The sequence below is a fragment of the Extibacter sp. GGCC_0201 genome, from assembly GCF_017566055.1.
GTDB lineage: Bacteria > Bacillota > Clostridia > Lachnospirales > Lachnospiraceae > Extibacter.
Genome location: NZ_JABFCH010000030.1, coordinates 21,098 through 40,805, shown reverse-complemented (window position 1 = coordinate 40,805; position 19,708 = coordinate 21,098). Strand labels below are relative to the sequence as shown.

Genomic DNA, 19,708 nt, shown 5'->3' with positions numbered 1-19,708 from the left:
ATGAGAGCAGACAGAGAATGTTATACGTGCTGCGTGGACAAAGCAAGAACGCTGCTTGGGCAATACGATGTGCCGGAGCATGACGCGGCAAAGGTGCTGTCGCACATAAAAGGGAAGCTTGAGACGGCGGGGGCGGATACTTCCGCACCGATACTCATGGCGCAGGCCATGCGTATGCTTGAAGAACAGACCGGGATTACGGATGCGTTTGACGTACCGAAAAAGAGATATAATAAACTGCTGCTCGGTATGGAAGATTCCATCTATGACGAGATAATGAGGGAAAAGGACCGCTTTCTGGCGGCGCTCCAGTATGCCATTACCGGGAATTACATAGACTTTGGAGCCATGTCAGATGTGGAGGAAGAGAAGCTTTACGAACTTTTGTCTGACAGGGCGGAGGTGAAGCCCGACTGCGAAGAAGCGACAAGGCTTGAGGCAGAGCTTTCGGGCGCTTCCAGACTCGTATATATCACCGACAATGCAGGGGAAATCGTGCTTGACAAGGTGTTCTTGCGAGTGATAAAAGAGCTGTATCCGAAGCTTCAGATAACCGTAATCGTACGTGGGAAGCCGGTTTTGAACGACGCGACGGCGGAAGATGCTAAGCTTGTCGGAATTGACACGATAGCTGCCATCATACCGAACGGGACAGATATCCCGGGGACTCCGATAGACGGTATCAGCCGGGCAGCGAGGGAGGCGATAGAGGCCGCCGACCTCTGTATCGCCAAAGGACAGGGGAACTTCGAGACGTTGCGGGGCTGCGGAAAGAACATCTACTATCTGTTTCTCTGCAAATGTGAGCTGTTTGTCAGGAAATTCCAAGTGGAACGTTTTACCCCCGTTCTCAGCAATGAAAAACGGATTGTACAATATGCATAAAAAGCATATGCGACTTTTAAGTATAATCACGATATTGACAAATGATATTGTACGATTTACAATGGACATAGTTACTAAAAGAGCGGAAGAGAGAGTAACTTTTACCTACGTGAAGTGGGTAGAAGTTGCTTTTTTTTGTGTCTGACGAGGAAGATTATTTTCCAACGGATCTTCTGATTCTATTGTGCGCAGATAGAAGCAGTCTGGCTCTTTTTCAATAATCACAAAGTATATGGAGGTATGAAAGATGAGTTTAAATATTAATGATTTTTCTATGGATTTCTTTTCACTTAAGGGCAAAAATGCTATCGTTACAGGAGGAAACAGCGGTCTTGGACAGGCATTTGCGCTTGCACTTGCCAAGGCGGGAGCCAACATCTTTGCATTTGCATTTGTGGACGATGACGGGACGACAAAGAAGCTCATTGAAGACTGCGGTGTCAAGTACACGTTTATGCAGGGAGACCTGACAGAAGACGGGATGTGTGATAAAGTTGCCGAGAAGTGCGTGGAGACGTACGGCAGCGTCGACATATTAGTAAACTGCGCGGGCATCTGCAAGATTGCCGACGTACTTGATTTTGGCAGAGCGGAATGGGATCCGATGATAGCTATCAACCTGACCGGTGCTTTCGATTTAAGCCATGCGGTCGCAAAATACATGATTCCGCAGAAGAGCGGTAAGATTATCAATATCTGCTCCTTATTCTCTTTCCTTGGCGGACTCGGCTCTCCTGCGTATGCAGCTATGAAGGCCGGCCTTATGGGACTTACGAAAGCTTACGCCGATGAGCTTGGCAAGTACGGCATATCTGTGAATGGCATCGCACCTGGATATTTCCAGACGGCGATGACATCAGGGACAGGTAGTGCGAACGACGAAAAATACAACAAGATTAAAGACCACATACCGGCCGACCGTTGGGGCGAGAGGCAGGATCTGATGGGTGCTACCGTATTTCTTGCAAGCCAGGCGTCTGATTATGTGAACGGAACGGTACTGGTTGTAGACGGCGGATACCTTGTAAGGTAGTATGACACAGGCAGCATTACTAGAAAACATGCTTAAGGAACGACGAATGTTCCATAAAGCATAGACGAAGAAAGAGGTTTGGACCAATGAGTGAGAAATATATCATCGGAGTAGATGAAGGCTCCCAGAGCGCGAAGATTCTTATCTTTGATACGAAGGGAAATATCGTATGCGAGGGAAAGCATCCGCTGAAGCCTTACAACCTGCCGGAACCAGGACTTGTAGAGCACCCGGACGACGACTGGTGGGAGGCCATCTGTGAGGCGGGCAGAAAATGTATGGCCAGCTTTCAAGGCAGGACAGAGGATATCGTAGGAATCGGCCTGTGCACCATCCGTTACTGCCGTGCTTACCTGAAGGCGGACGGGACACTTGCACAGCCGGCGCTGAGCTGGATGGACGTGCGTGTGGCGCAGCCATACGAGCATAAGAATCCAGACATCAAATATATCGTGGCGTCTTCCGGCTACATCACCCACCGCCTGACAGGCGAATTCAAAGATACGGTTGCCAATTATGAGGGCGTATGGCCGATAGATGTGGACAGATGGGACTGGTCGGATGACCCGGCAGCCTATGAATCGACCGGAATGCCAAGAGAAATGCTTTTTGACCTTGTGATGCCCGGGGATGTGCTCGGCTATGTGACAAAAGAGGCTTCTGAAGCCACCGGATTCCCCCAGGGGCTCCCGGTTGTGGCGACCTCCAACGACAAAGCGGTGGAAGGGCTTGGAACCGGCTGCATGGGAGATACGACGGCGTGCATCTCTCTCGGTACCTACACGGCAGCTATGATGGAAGGGAAGGAATTCTTAAGAGATACGAAAAGCGTATGGCCGAAATTCTCTTGCGTGCCGAACAAATACCTGTACGACAGCAACGGGATCCGCAGAGGGATGTGGACGATCAGCTGGTTCAGAGATATCCTCGGGGACAGCTACATACAGGCTGCCAAAGAAAAAGGGCTATCCGCAGAAGAGCTCCTGAGCGAAGAGGCGGAAAAGGTGCCGGCAGGCTCTGACGGGCTGATGACCGTGCTGGACTGGCTTGCTCCGGTAGATGCCATGTACAAGAAAGGCATCATGATAGGATTTGACGGACGGCATACAAGAGGGCATATCTACCGCTCCATACTGGAAGCGGTAGCGCTTACGATGAAGAAGCACCTGGACGATATGACCGCAGAGATGGGCGTAACGCTTGACAAAGTCATCATCACCGGTGGAGGGTCCAACAGCGACCTGTTCATGCAGATCTTCGCGGACGTGTTCAACATTCCGTCCGTGCGCAATGAAGTCAACGGCGCGGCCGGCCTCGGCTCCGCAATCTGTGCGGCAGTAGCCGCAGGCATCTACGATAGCTTCGATGAGGCAGTAGCCAATATGGTAAGAATCAAAGACAGCTTCACGCCAGATTCGGAAAAGGTGGCATTCTACGAGAAGATGCTTCCGATATATACAGATATCACAAATCACACGGATGATATATTAAAGAAATCGTATGAACTATTTCATTAATTTTGAAAGGGGTCAGACCCCCTCGGGCCATAGGGGTCAGACCCCTATGCCCAAGGGGGGTCTGACCCCTTTCGCGAGGTGACGTGCATGAAACCACTTATTTTGATTACGAACGACGACGGTGTCCGCTCTCCCGGCCTCAGGGCAGCAGCAGAGGCGGTGGCAGACTTAGGTGATATCCTGATTGCGGCCCCTCACACGCAGCAGACAGGGATGGGGCGTGCATTTCCGAGGGCAGAAGATACGGGCATGATTGAGGAAGGGACGATGGAGATACGTGGCCGGTCTGTCCCGGCTTACGCTGTCCACGGCTCGCCTGCTCTGGCTGCAGCTCATGGCATATTGGAACTGGCGGGGCGTAAGCCTGACCTTTGCATCAGCGGCATCAATTACGGGGAAAATATGGGAGCCGTGCTGACATGCAGCGGCACGCTGGGTGCAGCCTTCGAAGCGGTGAGCCACGGCATGCCCGCCATAGCGGTGTCGCTGGAAGCAGACCTACACATACAGCGTTCCAACGATTATGGAGAAGCCGGCTGGGATAATTCCAGGGAGATTCTTCACATATGGGCCCGTCAGATGCTGGAAGAGGGCATGCCAGAAGGGGTGGACATACTGAATATCAATGTTCCGGCATTCCCGGACCGGCAAGGCGCATACCGAATCACAACCCAGAGCAGGCAGAACTATTTTGAATTTATCAAGCCCGGGAAAAGAGACTTGAGACAGCCTTTTGCCTTGAAGTCCCGCCTTTATGTAGACGAAGAGACATTAGAAAGAGACAGCGATATCTATGCAGTATATATAGATAAAATCGCATCCGTGACCCCATTGAATATGGTCATGTCAGTAGAACTGAGGACGCGTCCCCGTTAATGGGGCGCGTCCTCAGCTATACCTTATCTCATATCATATCAACCCAAGTGCTCTTACCTTCAATACAGCATCCAGTGAATTTTAGTATATTGTATGCTGCGTGGACGCCGGCTGCTCTTGTAGGCGGCGTGCTGGTGGTGGTGAGAAGGCGCGGTGGGAAAAGACGTGGCGGTAAGAAACGCCGCAGATAGACGTAGAAAGCGGGAACAGGCAGACTGATACGGCAAGGACCGGGAACCCTAAGAATAGTTGGAGTCCCGGTCCTTTGTTCTTTGTGCCGAATTATGGTAAGATAAGAACAGGTATTTCACAGAAATGTCATAAATGTCTGCTATGATTAGAAAAATGTGAGTAAATGATATGCTGCGGAGGTATGTTACATGGATAAGGTTAAAATATTAGTGGTTGACGATGAGAGCAGGATGCGCAAATTAGTCCGTGATTTTCTTGGACGGGAAGGGTACACGGTACTGGAGGCCGGGGACGGTATGGAGGCCATGGAAATCTTCTATGAACACAAAGACGTCGCACTTGTCATTCTGGATGTCATGATGCCGAAGATGGACGGCTGGCAGGTGTGCAGGGAGATCCGCCAGTCCTCTCAGACGCCGATCATCATGCTGACAGCCAGGTCTGAGGAGCGGGACGAGCTGCAGGGGTTTGAGCTTGGAGTCGATGAATATATATCCAAGCCGTTCAGCCCGAAGATACTCGTGGCAAGAGTGGAGGCGATACTACGTCGTTCACATGTGCTCGGCTCGGAGGAAGTGATGGATGCGGGAGGGATCCGGATCAACAAAGCAGCCCATGAAGTAACAGTGGGCGAAGGACAGATTGACTTAAGCTATAAAGAATTCGAGCTCCTCGTATACTTTGTGGAGAACGAAGGAATCGCCCTGTCCAGGGAAAAGATACTGAACAATGTGTGGAATTATGATTATTTTGGTGATGCGCGCACGATAGACACCCATGTCAAGAAGCTCAGGAACAAGCTTGGAGAAAAAGGGAATTATATTAAGACCATCTGGGGGATGGGCTATAAATTCGAGGTAGAAGAATAGATGAAACGTTCAATCAAGAAGCAGATGATCGCGGTGTTTGTCGGACTCACCATATGCCTGCTGCTGGCGCTCGTAGTTATCAATGTACGGTTCCTGGAACCGTATTATATCAGCAACAAAGAGGCCGAGTTTGTCAGTATGTATGAGAAGCTTGCAGAGTCTGTCCACAGTGGTACGTGGAAAGGCGAAGACGCCCAGACGGAACTCAGGCATATGGCGGAGAAAGGGAACCTGTCCTTTCTCCTTATGAATATAGAGACAAAAGAAGGGATATATAATGTCCCGGATATCGACATGCTCAATGACCAGCTCACCGGCTATCTCCTGGGACAGGCACAGAAGGAGAGCAAGGTGCTGGAGAGTGCGCAGGAGTACCAGATTGCCCAGTACAAGGATCCGAGGACACAGACGGAGTATATCGTCCTGTGGGGGTCTGTCGACGGAAAGTATAATACGTTTTTAAGGAGCCCTCTTGAGAGTATCAAGGAGAGCGTGTCCGTTTCTAACCGCTTTCTTCTCTATATCGGAGGAATCGTAACATGCATCTGCATCTGCCTGGTCTGGTACTTTTCAAAACGGCTGACAGACCCTATCAAGGAGCTGGCCCTTCTGTCTGAAAGGATGGCGGACCTGGACTTTGATGCCAAGTACAAAAGCGGCGGAGAGAATGAGATTGGAGAGCTGGGGGCGAATTTCAACAGGATGTCGGAGAAGCTTGAAAGCACCATCTCAGAACTGAAACGGGCCAATAACAGCCTGCAGAAGGATATAGAGCAGAAAGAGAAGCTGGAGCAGATGCGCAATGATTTTCTCGGCAATGTATCCCACGAGCTCAAGACGCCGATTGCCCTCATACAGGGATATGCCGAAGGGCTGAAGGAAGGGGTCAGTGACGATCCTGAGAGCCGGGAATTCTACTGTGATGTCATAATGGACGAGGCCGGCAAGATGAACCAGATGGTCCGTAATCTTCTGACATTGAACCAGCTGGAATTCGGAGATGAGGATATACAGTTCGAGCGTTTTGATATCCGGGAGCTTATACAGGGCGTTCTCCAGAGTATGGAGATTATCGCGCAGCAGAAAGAGGCCCGGGTTATTTTTAAGCAGGAAGAGCCGGTATACGTATGGGCGGATGAGATTAAGACAGAGCAGGTGGTCCGCAATTATGTGAGCAATGCATTCAACCATCTGGAAGGTGATATGGTTGTGGAAGTTAAGATTACCGTAAGCAAAGAGAAAGCCAGAGTCAGCGTATTTAACACAGGTATGCCGATACCCCAGGAAGATATCTCACGCATATGGGACAAGTTCTATAAGGTAGACAAAGCCCATACGAGGGAATACGGGGGAAATGGAATCGGCCTGTCTATCGTCAAGGCTATAATGGAGTCACTCCATCAGAAATATGGGCTGCACAATTATGATAACGGTGTGGAATTCTGGTTTGAACTGGACGTTAAATAATGGTACACTATATCCTATAGGGAAAGGATGGGCGTTATTGTGATTGCGATTATTGATTATGATGCGGGAAATATAAAGAGTGTGGAGAAGGCCATGACGCTTCTTGGCCAGGAGGCGGCCGTAACGAGGGACAAAGATACGATTCTGTCTGCGGACAAGGTGATACTGCCCGGGGTGGGCTCCTTCGGCGATGCGATGGGGAAGATAAGGCAGTATGGGCTAGAGCCGGTCATACGGCAGGTGGCAGAGAGCGGTACTCCGTTTCTCGGAATCTGCCTCGGCCTTCAGCTATTATTTGAACAAAGTGACGAGAGTCCCGGAGTGCCGGGGCTTGGGATACTGAAGGGGAAGATTCTGCGCATACCTGAAGCGGAAGGGCTCAAGATTCCCCATATGGGATGGAATTCTCTGGCATTCCCCGTAAAGGGCAGGCTGTTTTCGGGGCTCCCGGAAGAGCCATACGTATATTTCGTACATTCATATTATCTGGAAGCAGCGGATGAGCAGATCGTAACGGCGGTGGCAGAGTACGGGACAAGGATCCATGCCTCCGTGGAGCAGGGAAATGTATTTGCCTGCCAGTTCCATCCGGAGAAAAGCAGCGATGCGGGCCTTCACATATTAAAGAACTTTGTGGAATTATAGACGGAGGATACATATGCATACAAAGAGAATCATTCCATGTCTGGATGTAAATAACGGAAGGGTCGTCAAGGGCGTGAACTTTGTAGACTTAAAAGATGCCGGAGACCCGGTGGAGATAGGGAAGGCATACGATGCGGCAGGGGCGGACGAGCTGGTATTCCTGGATATCACGGCGTCCTCTGACGCGCGGGAGACAGTCGTCGATATGGTACGGAAAGTAGCGGAGACGGTGTTCATACCGTTTACGGTAGGCGGCGGCATCCGCACGGTAGACGATTTCAAAGCGCTGCTGCGGGAAGGGGCGGATAAGATATCTATCAATTCTTCTGCCATCAATACGCCGCGTCTCATATCGGATGCTGCGGAGAAGTTTGGAAGCCAGTGCGTCGTAGTCGCCATAGATGCCAAGAAGAGGCCGGACGGAAGCGGCTGGAACATATATAAGAACGGCGGACGCATTGATGTCGGGATGGATGCGCTCGAGTGGGCCTCGCAGGTGGAAAAGCGCGGTGCAGGAGAGATTCTCCTAACGAGCATGGACTGTGACGGGACAAAAGGGGGCTATGACCTGGAGCTGACCAGGGCTGTTGCGGATGAAGTGTCCATACCTGTCATCGCCTCGGGTGGTGCGGGGACGTTGGAGGACTTCTATACGGCGCTTACGGACGGACGGGCAGATGCCGCGCTGGCCGCCTCTTTGTTCCATTACAAAGAGCTGGAAATCAGGGAAGTAAAAGAGTATCTAAGGGGAAAAGGTATCTCGGTACGTCTCTGACACATCGGTGCCGGCAGCAGGGAATAATGTACAGTAGGATAAAATGATAAGGAAATGAGGTAGCATACAATGGCAGCAATTAATAACGACTGGCTTGAAGCACTGCAGGGAGAGTTTAAGAAGCCTTATTATAAGAAGCTGTTTCAGACGGTGAATCAGGAATATAGGACAAGGCTTATATTTCCGCCTGCGGACGATGTATTCAACGCATTCCATCTTACACCGCTGAAGGATGTGAAGGTCGTCATACTCGGGCAGGATCCATACCACAATAACGGGCAGGCCCACGGCCTGTGCTTTTCGGTTAAGAAAGGGGTGGAAGTTCCCCCGTCGCTTGTGAACATATATCAGGAGCTTCACGATGACCTCGGCTGTACGATTCCAAATCACGGATGTCTTACGAAATGGGCCGGACAGGGCGTGCTGCTTCTGAATACCGTACTGACCGTGCGGGCACATCAGGCCAATTCTCACAGGGACATCGGATGGGAACAGTTTACAGATGCCGCAATTACGGCACTGGACGCCCAGGACCGTCCGATTGTATTTATCCTGTGGGGGTCTCCGGCGCAGAGGAAGAAGGCGATGCTGCATAACCCGAAGCATCTCATCCTGCAGGCGCCGCATCCGAGCCCTCTGTCTGCATACAGAGGATTCTTCGGCAGCAGGCCATTTAGCAGGACGAATGAATTTCTGAAGGAAAATGGGCTGGAGCCGATAGACTGGCAGATTGAATAGGCCATAACAGGAGGGGGATACATATGGAACAATATTATGATTTATTGATAATCGGTGCAGGGCCGGGCGGATATGTGGCAGCAAAAAAAGCAGCGAAGCTTGGAATGTCCGTGGCTGTGATTGATAAGGATGAACTGGGGGGTACGTGCATCAACCGGGGATGTATCCCGACCAAGGCGCTCATACATGCGGCATCCCTGTTCCGTGAGATGCGGGAATGTGAGCGGTTCGGACTGTCTGCCAGGGAAGTAGGGTTTGACCTCCGGAAAATATATGAGTATAAGGATCTGTCTGCGGCAGAGATGAGGGCGGAACTGGAACGGGAATTTGCCCAGGCCGGGATCCGGTTTATCAAAGGGAAGGCCGTCATCCAGAGTGACCGCAGGGTGCGCGTTGTATCAGATGGAAACGATACGGCATACTATAAAGGAAAGTATATTCTGATAGCCACAGGTGCGAAGGCGAACATGGTGGATCTGCCAGGCATCGACCTGCCGGGCGTCATGACGAGCGAGGAACTGCTGACGGCAAATGAGAGTCAGTATGCGAAGCTTCTTATACTCGGAGGAGGCGTAATCGGACTGGAACTTGCTACAGTGTTTAACGCACTTGGCACCGAAGTCACTATAGTGGAAGTGTCAGACCGGCTCCTTCCTAATATGGACCGGGAATTTTCAGATGTACTTGAGGAGATACTGGCCCACAGGGGGATACGTATCTACAAGGAAAGCATACTGGAAAGGGTGGAGAAGCATGGTGACAACATCAGCTGCCAGTTCGTGTGCGAAGGAAGCAATCAGGAGATAGAGGTGAATGCGCTTCTTGTATCCGTCGGAAGAAGTGCCAATACGGAAGGGCTGTTTGATCCGGATGTGTCAGTGAAGATTGACAATGGAAAGATTGTGGTAGATGACTTTTACATGACGAGCATGCCGGATGTCTATGCGGTGGGAGATGTAACCGGAGGCATACAGCTTGCCCATGTGGCTTCCGCCCAGGCGACATACGTCGTTGAGCGGATGAATGGCGTACAGCCGTCGGTTATCATCGAGATGGTGCCAAGCTGCCTGTTTACGCCGATTTCTATCGTACCGAGCTGCCTGTATACGGATCCTGAGATTGCGTCTGTCGGAATAACGGAGGAAGAGGCCAGAAAGAAGGGCGTGCCGGTGCGGTGCGGACGATATACGATGAGCGTGAACGGCCAGGCAATCATCTCGAAAGAAGAGAAGGGATTTATCAAAGTGCTGTTTGCGGCCGACAGTGATGTACTGCTCGGGGCGCAGGTGATGTGTCCGCGCGCTACGGATATGATAGGAGAACTTGCCACGGCGATTGCCAACGGGCTTACGTCCACTCAGCTCATGTATGCCATGCGTGCACATCCTACATTCAATGAAGCCATATCCTGTGCGGTGGAGAACAGCAGGGAAAGCAAGAGCAGATGGTAGAGCGTCGGATTTTTCTACGATAGTGGGAGAATAAGACGTGTAAACTTATTGAACTGCTGATGTTCAATATGTATAATAGTTATAGAAGTCAAAGGCAGGAAGGGAAATGGAGGGCCAGTTATGGAATTAAAACAGACAAGAACTCTTATGGATGTCCGCAGAGGGTTTTTAATGACAGTGCTTAGTGTAAGCGTCGTAGCCATACTTATTGCAGGCATAGTGTCAAATTATTTCTTTTACAGCATCCCGATATTCACAATATGCGTATTTGCCATATTCATCGTCATGCTGTCGATATTTTACGATATCTATATCAATTCAACTTACCGCATCTTTCTTGTGGACGGTGAAGTATACATCTATTACCCGACTTATAGTTCGAGGGCCGGGAATGAATTCATCTTCTACCGTGTAAAAGAAGTGGAATACTCAACGGTAAAAGGCAGCTCCATCTTGTTCAGCGGAACGGTAGAGGTAAGGACGGAAGGCGTCGAGCGGGAAGGGATGAAAGAAGTGGCAGACCCGAAGGCACTGTTCGAGGATGTCTTCTCCGGAGAGACTTATAATATCCAGAAGAGATTCCGTATCTCAAGGATATTTGAAAATGAGAACGAGCTTATGGGACTGCTGTCGGAGAAGCGTAAGAAGTAAAGGGTTCGTAAAGTGGCTGCGGACTGGGAGTCGGGCGGCATCTGCTCCGATGCGTCCGAGGCTCTGACTATTTCACGTATCCCTAACCCTGCGGAATGTGCGCCGATAGTGGCTTACATCCCGCAGGATAAGGGCTACGGAAAGGATTCTCCGCCTCTTCCGCTTACACCTGCGCATCTCCCACCCGGCTCCCCGCCCGCTATCTACTTCACTTAACAAGGGCGAGGGCGGCTGTGTGGCGTTACTGGCCAGTGGATGGCCGCTGGCTGCGTGAGATGAATGATAAAATATAACAAGCTTAACATGTGCAACATAGAGAACAAATTAGCCGTTGTTTAGAGGCGTGCACGCCGTTGCTGCAAGAAGAGCCGGAACCAGGCAGGGGATGCCATCAACATCCCCGTACCTGATTCCGGCTCTTCTTCATGACGATTATTTTCATCTAAGGTTATCAACTTGCCAAGCCCTTAATCACTATGCTCACATAGCCAAATCCCTTCCATTAGCAAGTAGCGTCACACAGCCACCCTCGCCCGTGCCAGTAAAGTAGATGGCCGATGGGGAGGTAGGGGGCAGATGCGAAGGTCTAAGCGGAAGGGACGGAGAATCCTCACCAGATTCCTTGGCTTGTGGGGTGAGAGCCGCTATCGGCGAACATTCCACAGGCTTAGGAATCTGTGTGATAGTCGCAGTTCCCGGACGCATCACAGCATCTGTCCCCTACCTCCCCATCGGCGTCCACTTCACTAAACTACCATTTAATAGATAACCAGCACATCCCCGATTTTCAGCTGTTCTGTGGAAACGGAGGGGAAATAATCGGGAACGCTGCTCTCCTTAAGCATCTTTTCTATGCGCTCCGGCGCTGGTTCTAGCGTCTGGCCCTCCTTCCAGATGACAAGCTCTTCGTTGAACGGGCCTTCGTATTTTATAGTGCGGCAGTGGCTGTCAACGTCTTTTCCTCCTACTGTCACGCCTCCATATTCCACTTTTTTTGCCGTAGTAAATATAAAGCTCTGGGAACGGATTAATACAGGAAACCGTTTCTTGCTGCTGTCAAGCATTGTCGTCAGGGCGGAGGGAGAACCGGCCGCTATCACACCGTCGCAATACTCCCTGCCCTCTTCATCTTTATCGCCAGACATGAGATTTCCCGCAGATAATGATGATATGGCCTTGCTGCTCTCTATCGTACAAAAGATATCCCCGTTCGACAGTTCATACAGTTCCGTTACCTTGATATCATCGGCATGTATGGCTGAGAGTTCAGCATGGATATACGGTGACAGTATGAGCAATAGGACAAATATCGGTACCAGTATGAAGATGACGACGAGCTGACGGCGGGTGAAGCGCCGTTTCACATTGCGGATAAACGCAATATCATCCTTTAGTTCCGGGTCTAGTGTGATTTCAGACCTTTCCGGCAGGTTCTCCTGCATGGTCTCGTACATTTCACGGCAGCTTTCGCATGTACGAAGATGTTCTTCGACAGATACCTTCGTCTGCTCGCTGCAGACGTCATCGGTATATAATGGCAGCAGATCTTTTATCAGATTACAATGTAATCTACTCATATAATAATCCTCCCTTCTATTCGTCCGCCAGCAGTTCCCGTATCTTAAGTCTGGCCCTGTGATAAGTGACTCTGGCCCATGTTTCGCTGTGGCAGAAGATATCTCCGATTTCCCGGTATGTGAGTTCGCCGAGCGTCCGCAGCAGAAAGACTTCCTTGTATGGTTCGTCCAAGGTATGCAGCACCCCGTATATAGAAAGGGCAGCCTCTTTCTTCAGATATGTCTCTTCGATGTCCACGGAAGAGGGCAGGACGGGCATCTCTTTGTCAACCGTGTATTTCTGTCTGCGCAAGTGTGAGATATATAGATTCTTAGCTATCTGGCAGAGCCACGATTTCATAGTACAGCTGCCCTGGAAGTGCCGGATTTCTTTTAAGGCTCTAAAGAATGTTTCCTGTGTGATATCTTCCGCTAGCGCGGGGTTTTTGCTCAGCGTCAGCACAAAGAGATATACGTCTTTAAAGTATCGGTTATACATTTCTTCAAAATCTATGTCCAACGATCTTCCCCCTTCCCTGTGGCATCTGTCATCTGCATGTAATACAAGTATACTTGATATGCCCATTAGACGCACGAGAATACAATATGTTACAAGTAATTGGAAAATATTTATTATGCACAATTTGACTATTAAGAGACAAAATGTAACTATATAAGGACATACAGTCAATAAGAGATTAAAATGAACAGCGAGTATGTATTTCTTTTTTTGGAAAGAATAAGTAAAAATACTATGAATTAATTGTGCAATATGCACTAAAAAACACCGTAAAATTTAGGGTTATAGTTTAAATTGTAAGAATGTATTGACTTTGCCCTTGGGGAAATCTTTTACAATGTGATCAGACAATTTAAACATATGATTCAGGCGCTAGGAGGCGAAGATATGTTTCGGATTGGACAGTTGGCAAGTATTTACAGAATCTCGGGAAAGACGCTCAGGTATTATGACGAGCTCGGGCTGCTGCGGCCCAAGTATGTAGATGAGGTGACAGGCTACCGGTATTACACTTCATCACAGATACCTGTACTGAACGAAATCTTCCTGCTTAAGGAGATGGGGCTTTCTTTAAAAGAGATTACTTATCTGATGAAAGAGGAGGTTGATAAAGACCATACCCTGCTGAAGGGAGTGCTGGAGCTGAAGCAGCTGGAGTTTGACAGGCAGATCCAAGAGCTGAATGAGAAGAAGCAGACGATTGAACTACTGAAAAAGAAGCTGGATAAAGGTGGAGGAATTGAACTGTCATCCTTCAAAGTGGGAATCAAGAAGGTCGAAAAGATGCAGGTGGCGAGCCTGAAAGCATCTATCAGCACCTATTCCACACAAGAGGCGCTCTGGGCGGAGCTGCTTGACTATCTGAACAAATGCAGGGCGAAGATTGGAAACGAAAGATACACTATCTATTACGATTCCGTATACAAAAGTGATGAGATCCAGGTGGAGATTCTGAAAAGGGTACTGGCTCCATTTCCCGAAACGGAGAGGATACAGTACAAGAGACAGGAAGGATATGAGGAGGTCGCATATCTTCTGCATACGGGTGAACATGAGAGCGTGATCGACTCCTATGAAGCGATACTTACGTGGATAGAGGAGAATGGATATAAGGTTGTGGGAAACATACGGGAGGAGTTCCATATGGATGATTTTACGACAGACGATCCAAAAGAATTTGTAACAGAGATACAGATTCCGGTCCACAAAAGAGGAGAGGAATTTGTCAGATAGAAAGGAGGATATAAGATGAAGTTTATCGATTTGACGAGGGAAATCAACAACAACACCCAGGTGTGCCCTTGTGACAAGGTGCCGGTCGTAGAGGATTATGCTACGACGGAAGAGGAGGGGGTCAATGTCAAGTTCATGAAGATGGGGACGCATACATCAACCCACATTGACGCGCCGTACCACATCAGCAAAGAGGGCAGGAATCTGAATGATTTTCCGGTGGATCGCTTTATCGGTAAAGGCATTGTGCTGGATTTCAGCGATAGAGGAGAGATATACGAAATCACCCGTGAAGATATCATGGCCCATGCAGAGGAACTGAAGCAAGTGGATTATGCAATCCTCAATACCGGATGGGCGTCATATTACGGCACATGGGATTTCTTCCGCCATCCTTACTTAAGCGGTGATGCGGCATTGGCGCTCGTGGAGCTTGGGATTAAGATTGTGGGGACGGACGGAAGCTCTGCGGATGCGGCTTATGGGTTTTCAACGGCAAAGCGGCTGGAGAATCCTACGTTTTCAGAGATTCTGGAGAATATCGAACGGGAAAATATCAAAAACGACGCACATACGGCACTGCTCGGGAACGATTGCCTTATCGTCGAGTACCTGTGCAATCTGGATCAGCTGCCGAAGGAAGCGGCCACATATTCCTTCCTGCCGCTGAAACTCGTGGAAGCGGACGGTTCGCCGGTACGTGCGGTATGTATGACAGAAGAGTAGAAGGATAGAGAGAGAAGGAGGGTAATTTTATGGGTAATTCGAACGAAGCAACGGCAAATGTAACGGAAGAATATACGACCAAAAAGCTGCGGCGTGTATTGGGGAAAAAAGAACTGATATCCATGGGCCTCGGTCAGATCATCGGCTCCGGCGTGTTTTCACTGACCGGCGTAGCCATCGGATTTACGGGGCGCTCTGTAGTATTCGCGTTCCTGTTTGGAGCCTTGTTTTCACTGGCGGTGACGATACCAAGCATCTTTGCCGGAAGTGCGGTCCGCTTAAGGGGCGGCCAGTATACGATGGCGAGCCTGCTGCTCGGTGAACGTTTCTCAGGTTTTTACATAATTATCTATATCGTCGGCAACATATCTATCGGAATGTATGCCCTGTCCCTTGCGGACTATCTGCTGGCACTCGTACCCGGGATTCCGAGAGTGCCGCTGGCTGTAGCCGCGCTGACCTTGTTCTTTGTCATCAATCTGTTCGGCGTAAAAGACGCCGCGTTTATCCAGAATATACTTGTTATCATCCTGGCGGCCGCGCTTGCAGTATTTGCAGCGGTAGGCGTGTTCAATGTAGAGCCCGGATATTTTACAAGCGTTGAGCCTCCGCTCTTCATGGGCGGCTGGAAAGGCTTCGCCATGGCGGCGATATTTACATCGTTTGCCACCACCGGCGGCGGAAACCTTGTCAATTTCTCCGGTGAATGTAAGAATCCTACGAAGGACGTACCGTTTGCAATCGTGCTTTCGACCCTGATCGTCACGGCACTCTATGCTGTCATCGGTTTCGTAGCAGCAGGCGTGCTCCCGGTGGAAGAAGTCATGTATCAGCCATTAAGCGTAGCAGCAGGCGCATTTCTCCCGAAAGCCCTGTACGTGTTCTTTGTAACGGGCGGAGCGCTTCTTGCACTGTCTACGACGCTGAATGCCACCTTCGGCTGGGTGACGAAGCCGGTGCTCCAGGCGTGTGTTGACGGATGGTTTCCGAAAAAGCTTGGTAAGATCAACGATAAGTACGGCACGCCACATTATCTGCTCATACTGTTCTACATCGTAGGCCTCATCCCGGTTGTGGCGGGACTTGACATCGACCGCATTGCCAACATGTCCATGATACTTATGAATATCACCACGTTCCTTGTCGTAGTGGCAACCGCACGGCTGCCGAAGCTGCTTCCTGACGCGTGGGCGAAGTCTACGTTCAAGATATCCAACGTAGCCCTGAAAGTGATCTGCTACTTGTGCGGAGCGCTGCTTGTCTTCCAGAATTACTTGCTGATTGAAGACAATACGCCGGAAATCATCATCGGCAATATCATACTTCTTGTACTGACCTTTGTATTTATGGTAGTGCGTTATAAATCAGGAAAGGTGAAGGTAGAGGTCAGCTGGGAAGAGGAATAAAACATATCAGAGATGGCACGATGCCTGGGAGGTTATAAGATGGCAGAAATAACAAGCAGAGAATATGCAGCCGTCATGGATGCAGAAGACAAGTTGAGCACGTATAAAAAAGAATTTTACCTTCCGGACCATCTGTATTACGAAGCGAACGGCCTGGGACCTATGTCCCACCGTTCGGAAGAGACGCTGATGCGGGTGGCGGATGAGTGGAAGAACCAGCTTGTAGCCGGATGGTTCTGCGGTAAGATTCCATGGTTCTATTATCCGGAGCGGATCGCCGCCATGGAAGAAGGAATCGTGGGAGCAGCAGATAAGGAGCTTATCATAAACGGGACGACAACCACGAACATCCATAGCGTGCTCGCCGCATTTTACCGTCCCGCAGGAAATCGGAAGAAGCTCCTGTGCGACAGCCAGATATTTTCTTCTGACAGATATGCGGTAGAGGCACAGATAAGGCTCAAGGGAATCGATTCCGATGACGCCCTCGTACTTGCGGGAGGAAGCAGCCCCATCCTGGATGAGGATGAGCTGATCGCCCATATGACGGAGGAGACGGCGCTTGTATTCCTCCCTTCCGTCGTACATTCGACCGGACAGCTGCTTGATGTAGAACGTCTGGCAAAGGCAGCTGCAGAAAGAGGCATACCGGCAGGCTTCGACCTGAGCCATTCTGCAGGCGTCGTACCGCATAAGCTTCATGACTGGGGCGTAGACTTCGCCGTGTGGTGCAATTACAAATACCTGAACGGAGGGCTTGGATGTCCCGCTACCATCTATATCCATGAAAAGAACTTTGACATCCCTGTTGCGATGCCCGGCTGGCACGGCTATGTGAAGAGCCGCCAGTTCCAGAAGCTCCCTTATTTTGAGGCAGAGACAGGCGCAGGAGGGTGGCAGCACGGGTCTCCGCTTATCCTGAACATGGCCCCTCTTGAAGGAGCTCTGGATATGATAAACGAGGCAGGCATAGACGCAATCCGGGAAAAGTCTCTGGCCATGACCGGATATTTTATGGATCTTGTGGACACTATGCTGTCGGCCTGCGGTGTCAGCATACTTACTCCCCGCGAGGAGGCAAGAAGAGGCGGACATGTGACGATTCTGCATGCGGCCTCTGAAGAGATTACGGAATTTCTCGACAGCGGCTCTCAGATGACGGACCGGCTACGCGCCGCAGTTATGGATAAAAGAGAATCTGGCGTTGAGGCGACCTGGAACAATCAGGTGAGAATAGCGTTTTCACCGCTTTTTGGAAGCTTCGAAGATGTGAGGCAGACTGCGGAAAATCTGTATCTGCTGCTGAACGTTTAGGTCTTGACATTGCCCCGAAGGGGAAAGTGTAGAATAACCTTGGCAGAGAACAAATAATAAATGCTTATTGAGCTGCTGAGGTTCAATAAGGTGATGTGATTGGAGGTAAAACGTGAACAGTCAAATTATAAGAGAACCAGAATATGAAATCAGGGTGGAAAGAGACCGTCCGATTGTGATGAAAGATGATGTCCGCCTCTACTGTGACGTTTACAGGCCGGATGACAAAGAGAAGCATCCGGTGCTGGTGGGCTTTTCCCCATTTGGCAAGGCAGCCCAGGAAGCAGGGAGAAGAAGGGATCCGATTCAGCTTGGAAAATTCATGTATGAGCAGGGAATCGAGGTCGGGGGCATTGACTTCTTTGCATCCCGGGGATATACCGTGGTCGTAGTGAACCCGAGGGGAATCCAGAATTCGGAAGGCGTATGGACCGGCGTCTTAAGCAGGCAGGACCAGATTGACTGCTGTGAGGTTATCCGGTGGGCCGGACATTATCTGTCAGATGGCAGCGTCGGCATGATCGGATGCGGCTATGCAGGGAAGATCCAGCCCCTTGTTGCAGCGATGAACCCGCCTTACCTGAAAGCAATCATGCCCGTGGACGTCATCGATGACATGTACCTTGACTGCTATCCGGGCGGTATACTAAGCGATATCAACTATCCGCTCTGCAGCTATATTCCGCATACGAACACGATATCAGAAGCTGAGATGGAAAACAGCCCGGAAGATCTGAAGGAGATGCTTGCGGAAGCGAGAAGACAGCCGGAGATTGCAACCAATTCTTACTATTACAGAGGGCTCGACAGCTTCCCGCCGAGACACTACACATGGAACATTGATGTCATGCTCCATCCATACAGCGGAGAGTGGTGGGACAGAAGAAGCTTCAAGGACCGCAAGGTGACGATACCTTCCTATATCGTAGGGCTCTACTATGAGTATGGACATACGACCATATCTGCCTATGACATCTATAATAAGATTGATGACGAAGTGCCGAAGAAGCTTATGATGATAGACCCTGCATCTGCCAAGACATCCCCGTATGAGAAGCCAGTGGCAGAACAGCTCAGGTGGTATGACTACTGGCTCAAGGGCATCGAGAACGGCATCATGGATGAACCTCCGATGAAGCTGCTTGTCATGGGTGAGAACAAGTACCGTTATGATACGCAGTGGCCGGCGGCAGATACGGAATATAAGAAGATGTATTTCAGGAAAGAAAGCCGCCTGACGGAAGAAAAAGAGACGGGCAGCACTGCACCGGACGAAATCAGGCATATACCGCCGACACGTCTGTCCCAGATGCCTGAAGATGTACCTGCGCTGACATATACGTCTGCACCTCTTCAAGAGGAGATAGAGCTGTGCGGGCCGGTTACGGGCTGCATACAGGCTGCTATTGACACGGACGATGCCCACCTGGCTATGAAGCTGTGGGATAAGGATTCGGAGACAGGATACCGTACGCTCCTCTCCTGTGGATATCTGAAATGCTCTCACAGAGAGCTGGATCCGTCCGGTACGGAGCACAGGCCGAAGAACGACCATACGAAGAATGTGCCCGTAGAGCCTGGAAAAGTATATGACTATATCTTTGAACTGGCACCTGTCGATAACCTGTTCAAGAAAGGGCATCAGATCGAGGTGGAATTCAAGACGATGGACCAGCAGTATTTTGACTTTAATGAAATGGCCAGCCTGCCTAGGCTGTATACATCCGGACGTGTGGCAGGACCGCATCCACTTGCAAGGGAAGTGAACTTTGAGATTCATGTAGACGGCGATGCCGCTTCATGGATTGAGCTTCCGATTGTAAATGGTGAGAAAAACTGGGTGGAATAGAGTAG

18 protein-coding genes are annotated in these 19,708 nt (G+C 50.1%); 16 read left to right on the top strand and 2 right to left on the bottom strand.

Annotated features, from left to right (window positions below; genetic code table 11):
- The 11 genes from HJV72_RS16670 (at position 1) to HJV72_RS16620 (ending at position 11,099) form a co-directional block, all read left to right on the top strand.
- The gene (locus HJV72_RS16670; RefSeq protein ID WP_208072676.1) at positions 1 to 885 is read left to right on the top strand and encodes a damage-control phosphatase ARMT1 family protein; all 885 of its coding nucleotides are present in this window, start codon (positions 1 to 3) and stop codon (positions 883 to 885) included.
- Between the two features lie 247 nt (positions 886 to 1,132).
- Positions 1,133 to 1,918, top strand: coding sequence for an SDR family oxidoreductase (locus tag HJV72_RS16665; RefSeq protein WP_208072674.1), 786 nt, complete (start codon positions 1,133 to 1,135; stop codon positions 1,916 to 1,918).
- Positions 1,919 to 2,004: 86 nt separating this feature from the next.
- Positions 2,005 to 3,435 (top strand): FGGY-family carbohydrate kinase, encoded by a 1,431-nt coding sequence (locus HJV72_RS16660; protein WP_208072672.1) that lies wholly within the window; start codon positions 2,005 to 2,007, stop codon positions 3,433 to 3,435.
- 87 nt (positions 3,436 to 3,522) lie between these two features.
- Positions 3,523 to 4,311, top strand: a complete 789-nt coding sequence (surE, locus tag HJV72_RS16655) for a 5'/3'-nucleotidase SurE (RefSeq protein ID WP_208072669.1) — start codon at positions 3,523 to 3,525, stop codon at positions 4,309 to 4,311.
- 380 nt (positions 4,312 to 4,691) lie between these two features.
- Positions 4,692 to 5,372, top strand: a complete 681-nt coding sequence (locus HJV72_RS16650; RefSeq protein WP_208072667.1) for a response regulator transcription factor — start codon at positions 4,692 to 4,694, stop codon at positions 5,370 to 5,372.
- Positions 5,373 to 6,839 carry a sensor histidine kinase gene (locus tag HJV72_RS16645; RefSeq protein ID WP_208072665.1) on the top strand — a complete coding sequence of 489 codons (1,467 nt, stop codon included), beginning with the start codon at positions 5,373 to 5,375 and terminating at the stop codon, positions 6,837 to 6,839.
- A 39-nt stretch (positions 6,840 to 6,878) separates the two neighbouring features.
- Positions 6,879 to 7,484: an imidazole glycerol phosphate synthase subunit HisH gene (hisH, locus tag HJV72_RS16640; protein WP_208072663.1), complete on the top strand. Its 606-nt coding sequence runs from the start codon at positions 6,879 to 6,881 to the stop codon at positions 7,482 to 7,484.
- 13 nt (positions 7,485 to 7,497) lie between these two features.
- Entirely contained in the window at positions 7,498 to 8,259 is a 762-nt protein-coding gene (gene hisF / locus HJV72_RS16635; protein ID WP_208072661.1) for an imidazole glycerol phosphate synthase subunit HisF, read from the top strand.
- Between the two features lie 69 nt (positions 8,260 to 8,328).
- Positions 8,329 to 8,997, top strand: a complete 669-nt coding sequence (locus HJV72_RS16630) for a uracil-DNA glycosylase (RefSeq protein ID WP_208072658.1) — start codon at positions 8,329 to 8,331, stop codon at positions 8,995 to 8,997.
- A gap of 23 nt (positions 8,998 to 9,020) precedes the next feature.
- Entirely contained in the window at positions 9,021 to 10,448 is a 1,428-nt protein-coding gene (lpdA, locus tag HJV72_RS16625) for a dihydrolipoyl dehydrogenase (RefSeq protein WP_208072656.1), read from the top strand.
- 120 nt (positions 10,449 to 10,568) lie between these two features.
- The gene (locus HJV72_RS16620; RefSeq protein WP_066579220.1) at positions 10,569 to 11,099 is read left to right on the top strand and encodes a hypothetical protein; all 531 of its coding nucleotides are present in this window, start codon (positions 10,569 to 10,571) and stop codon (positions 11,097 to 11,099) included.
- Between the two features lie 758 nt (positions 11,100 to 11,857).
- On the opposite strand, the gene HJV72_RS16615 is transcribed toward HJV72_RS16620, so the two are convergent.
- Positions 11,858 to 12,676: a zf-HC2 domain-containing protein gene (locus HJV72_RS16615; protein WP_208072654.1), complete on the bottom strand. Its 819-nt coding sequence runs from the start codon at positions 12,674 to 12,676 to the stop codon at positions 11,858 to 11,860.
- 16 nt (positions 12,677 to 12,692) lie between these two features.
- Entirely contained in the window at positions 12,693 to 13,175 is a 483-nt protein-coding gene (locus tag HJV72_RS16610; protein WP_208072652.1) for an RNA polymerase sigma factor, read from the bottom strand.
- A gap of 387 nt (positions 13,176 to 13,562) precedes the next feature.
- Between HJV72_RS16610 and HJV72_RS16605 the strand changes: the two genes are divergently transcribed.
- The 5 genes from HJV72_RS16605 to HJV72_RS16585 all read left to right on the top strand — a co-directional run bounded on the left by HJV72_RS16605 (position 13,563) and on the right by HJV72_RS16585 (position 19,703).
- Positions 13,563 to 14,408: a MerR family transcriptional regulator gene (locus tag HJV72_RS16605; RefSeq protein ID WP_208072650.1), complete on the top strand. Its 846-nt coding sequence runs from the start codon at positions 13,563 to 13,565 to the stop codon at positions 14,406 to 14,408.
- 15 nt (positions 14,409 to 14,423) lie between these two features.
- A complete protein-coding gene (locus tag HJV72_RS16600; RefSeq protein WP_208072648.1) occupies positions 14,424 to 15,134 on the top strand; it encodes a cyclase family protein in 711 nt (236 codons plus the stop codon).
- 29 nt (positions 15,135 to 15,163) lie between these two features.
- On the top strand, positions 15,164 to 16,540 hold the full coding sequence (locus tag HJV72_RS16595) for an APC family permease (protein WP_208072646.1): 1,377 nt from the start codon (positions 15,164 to 15,166) through the stop codon (positions 16,538 to 16,540).
- Positions 16,541 to 16,579: 39 nt separating this feature from the next.
- Positions 16,580 to 17,854 carry a kynureninase gene (kynU, locus tag HJV72_RS16590; RefSeq protein WP_208072644.1) on the top strand — a complete coding sequence of 425 codons (1,275 nt, stop codon included), beginning with the start codon at positions 16,580 to 16,582 and terminating at the stop codon, positions 17,852 to 17,854.
- A gap of 112 nt (positions 17,855 to 17,966) precedes the next feature.
- Positions 17,967 to 19,703 (top strand): CocE/NonD family hydrolase, encoded by a 1,737-nt coding sequence (locus HJV72_RS16585; RefSeq protein WP_208072643.1) that lies wholly within the window; start codon positions 17,967 to 17,969, stop codon positions 19,701 to 19,703.
- Positions 19,704 to 19,708 lie beyond the last annotated feature (5 nt).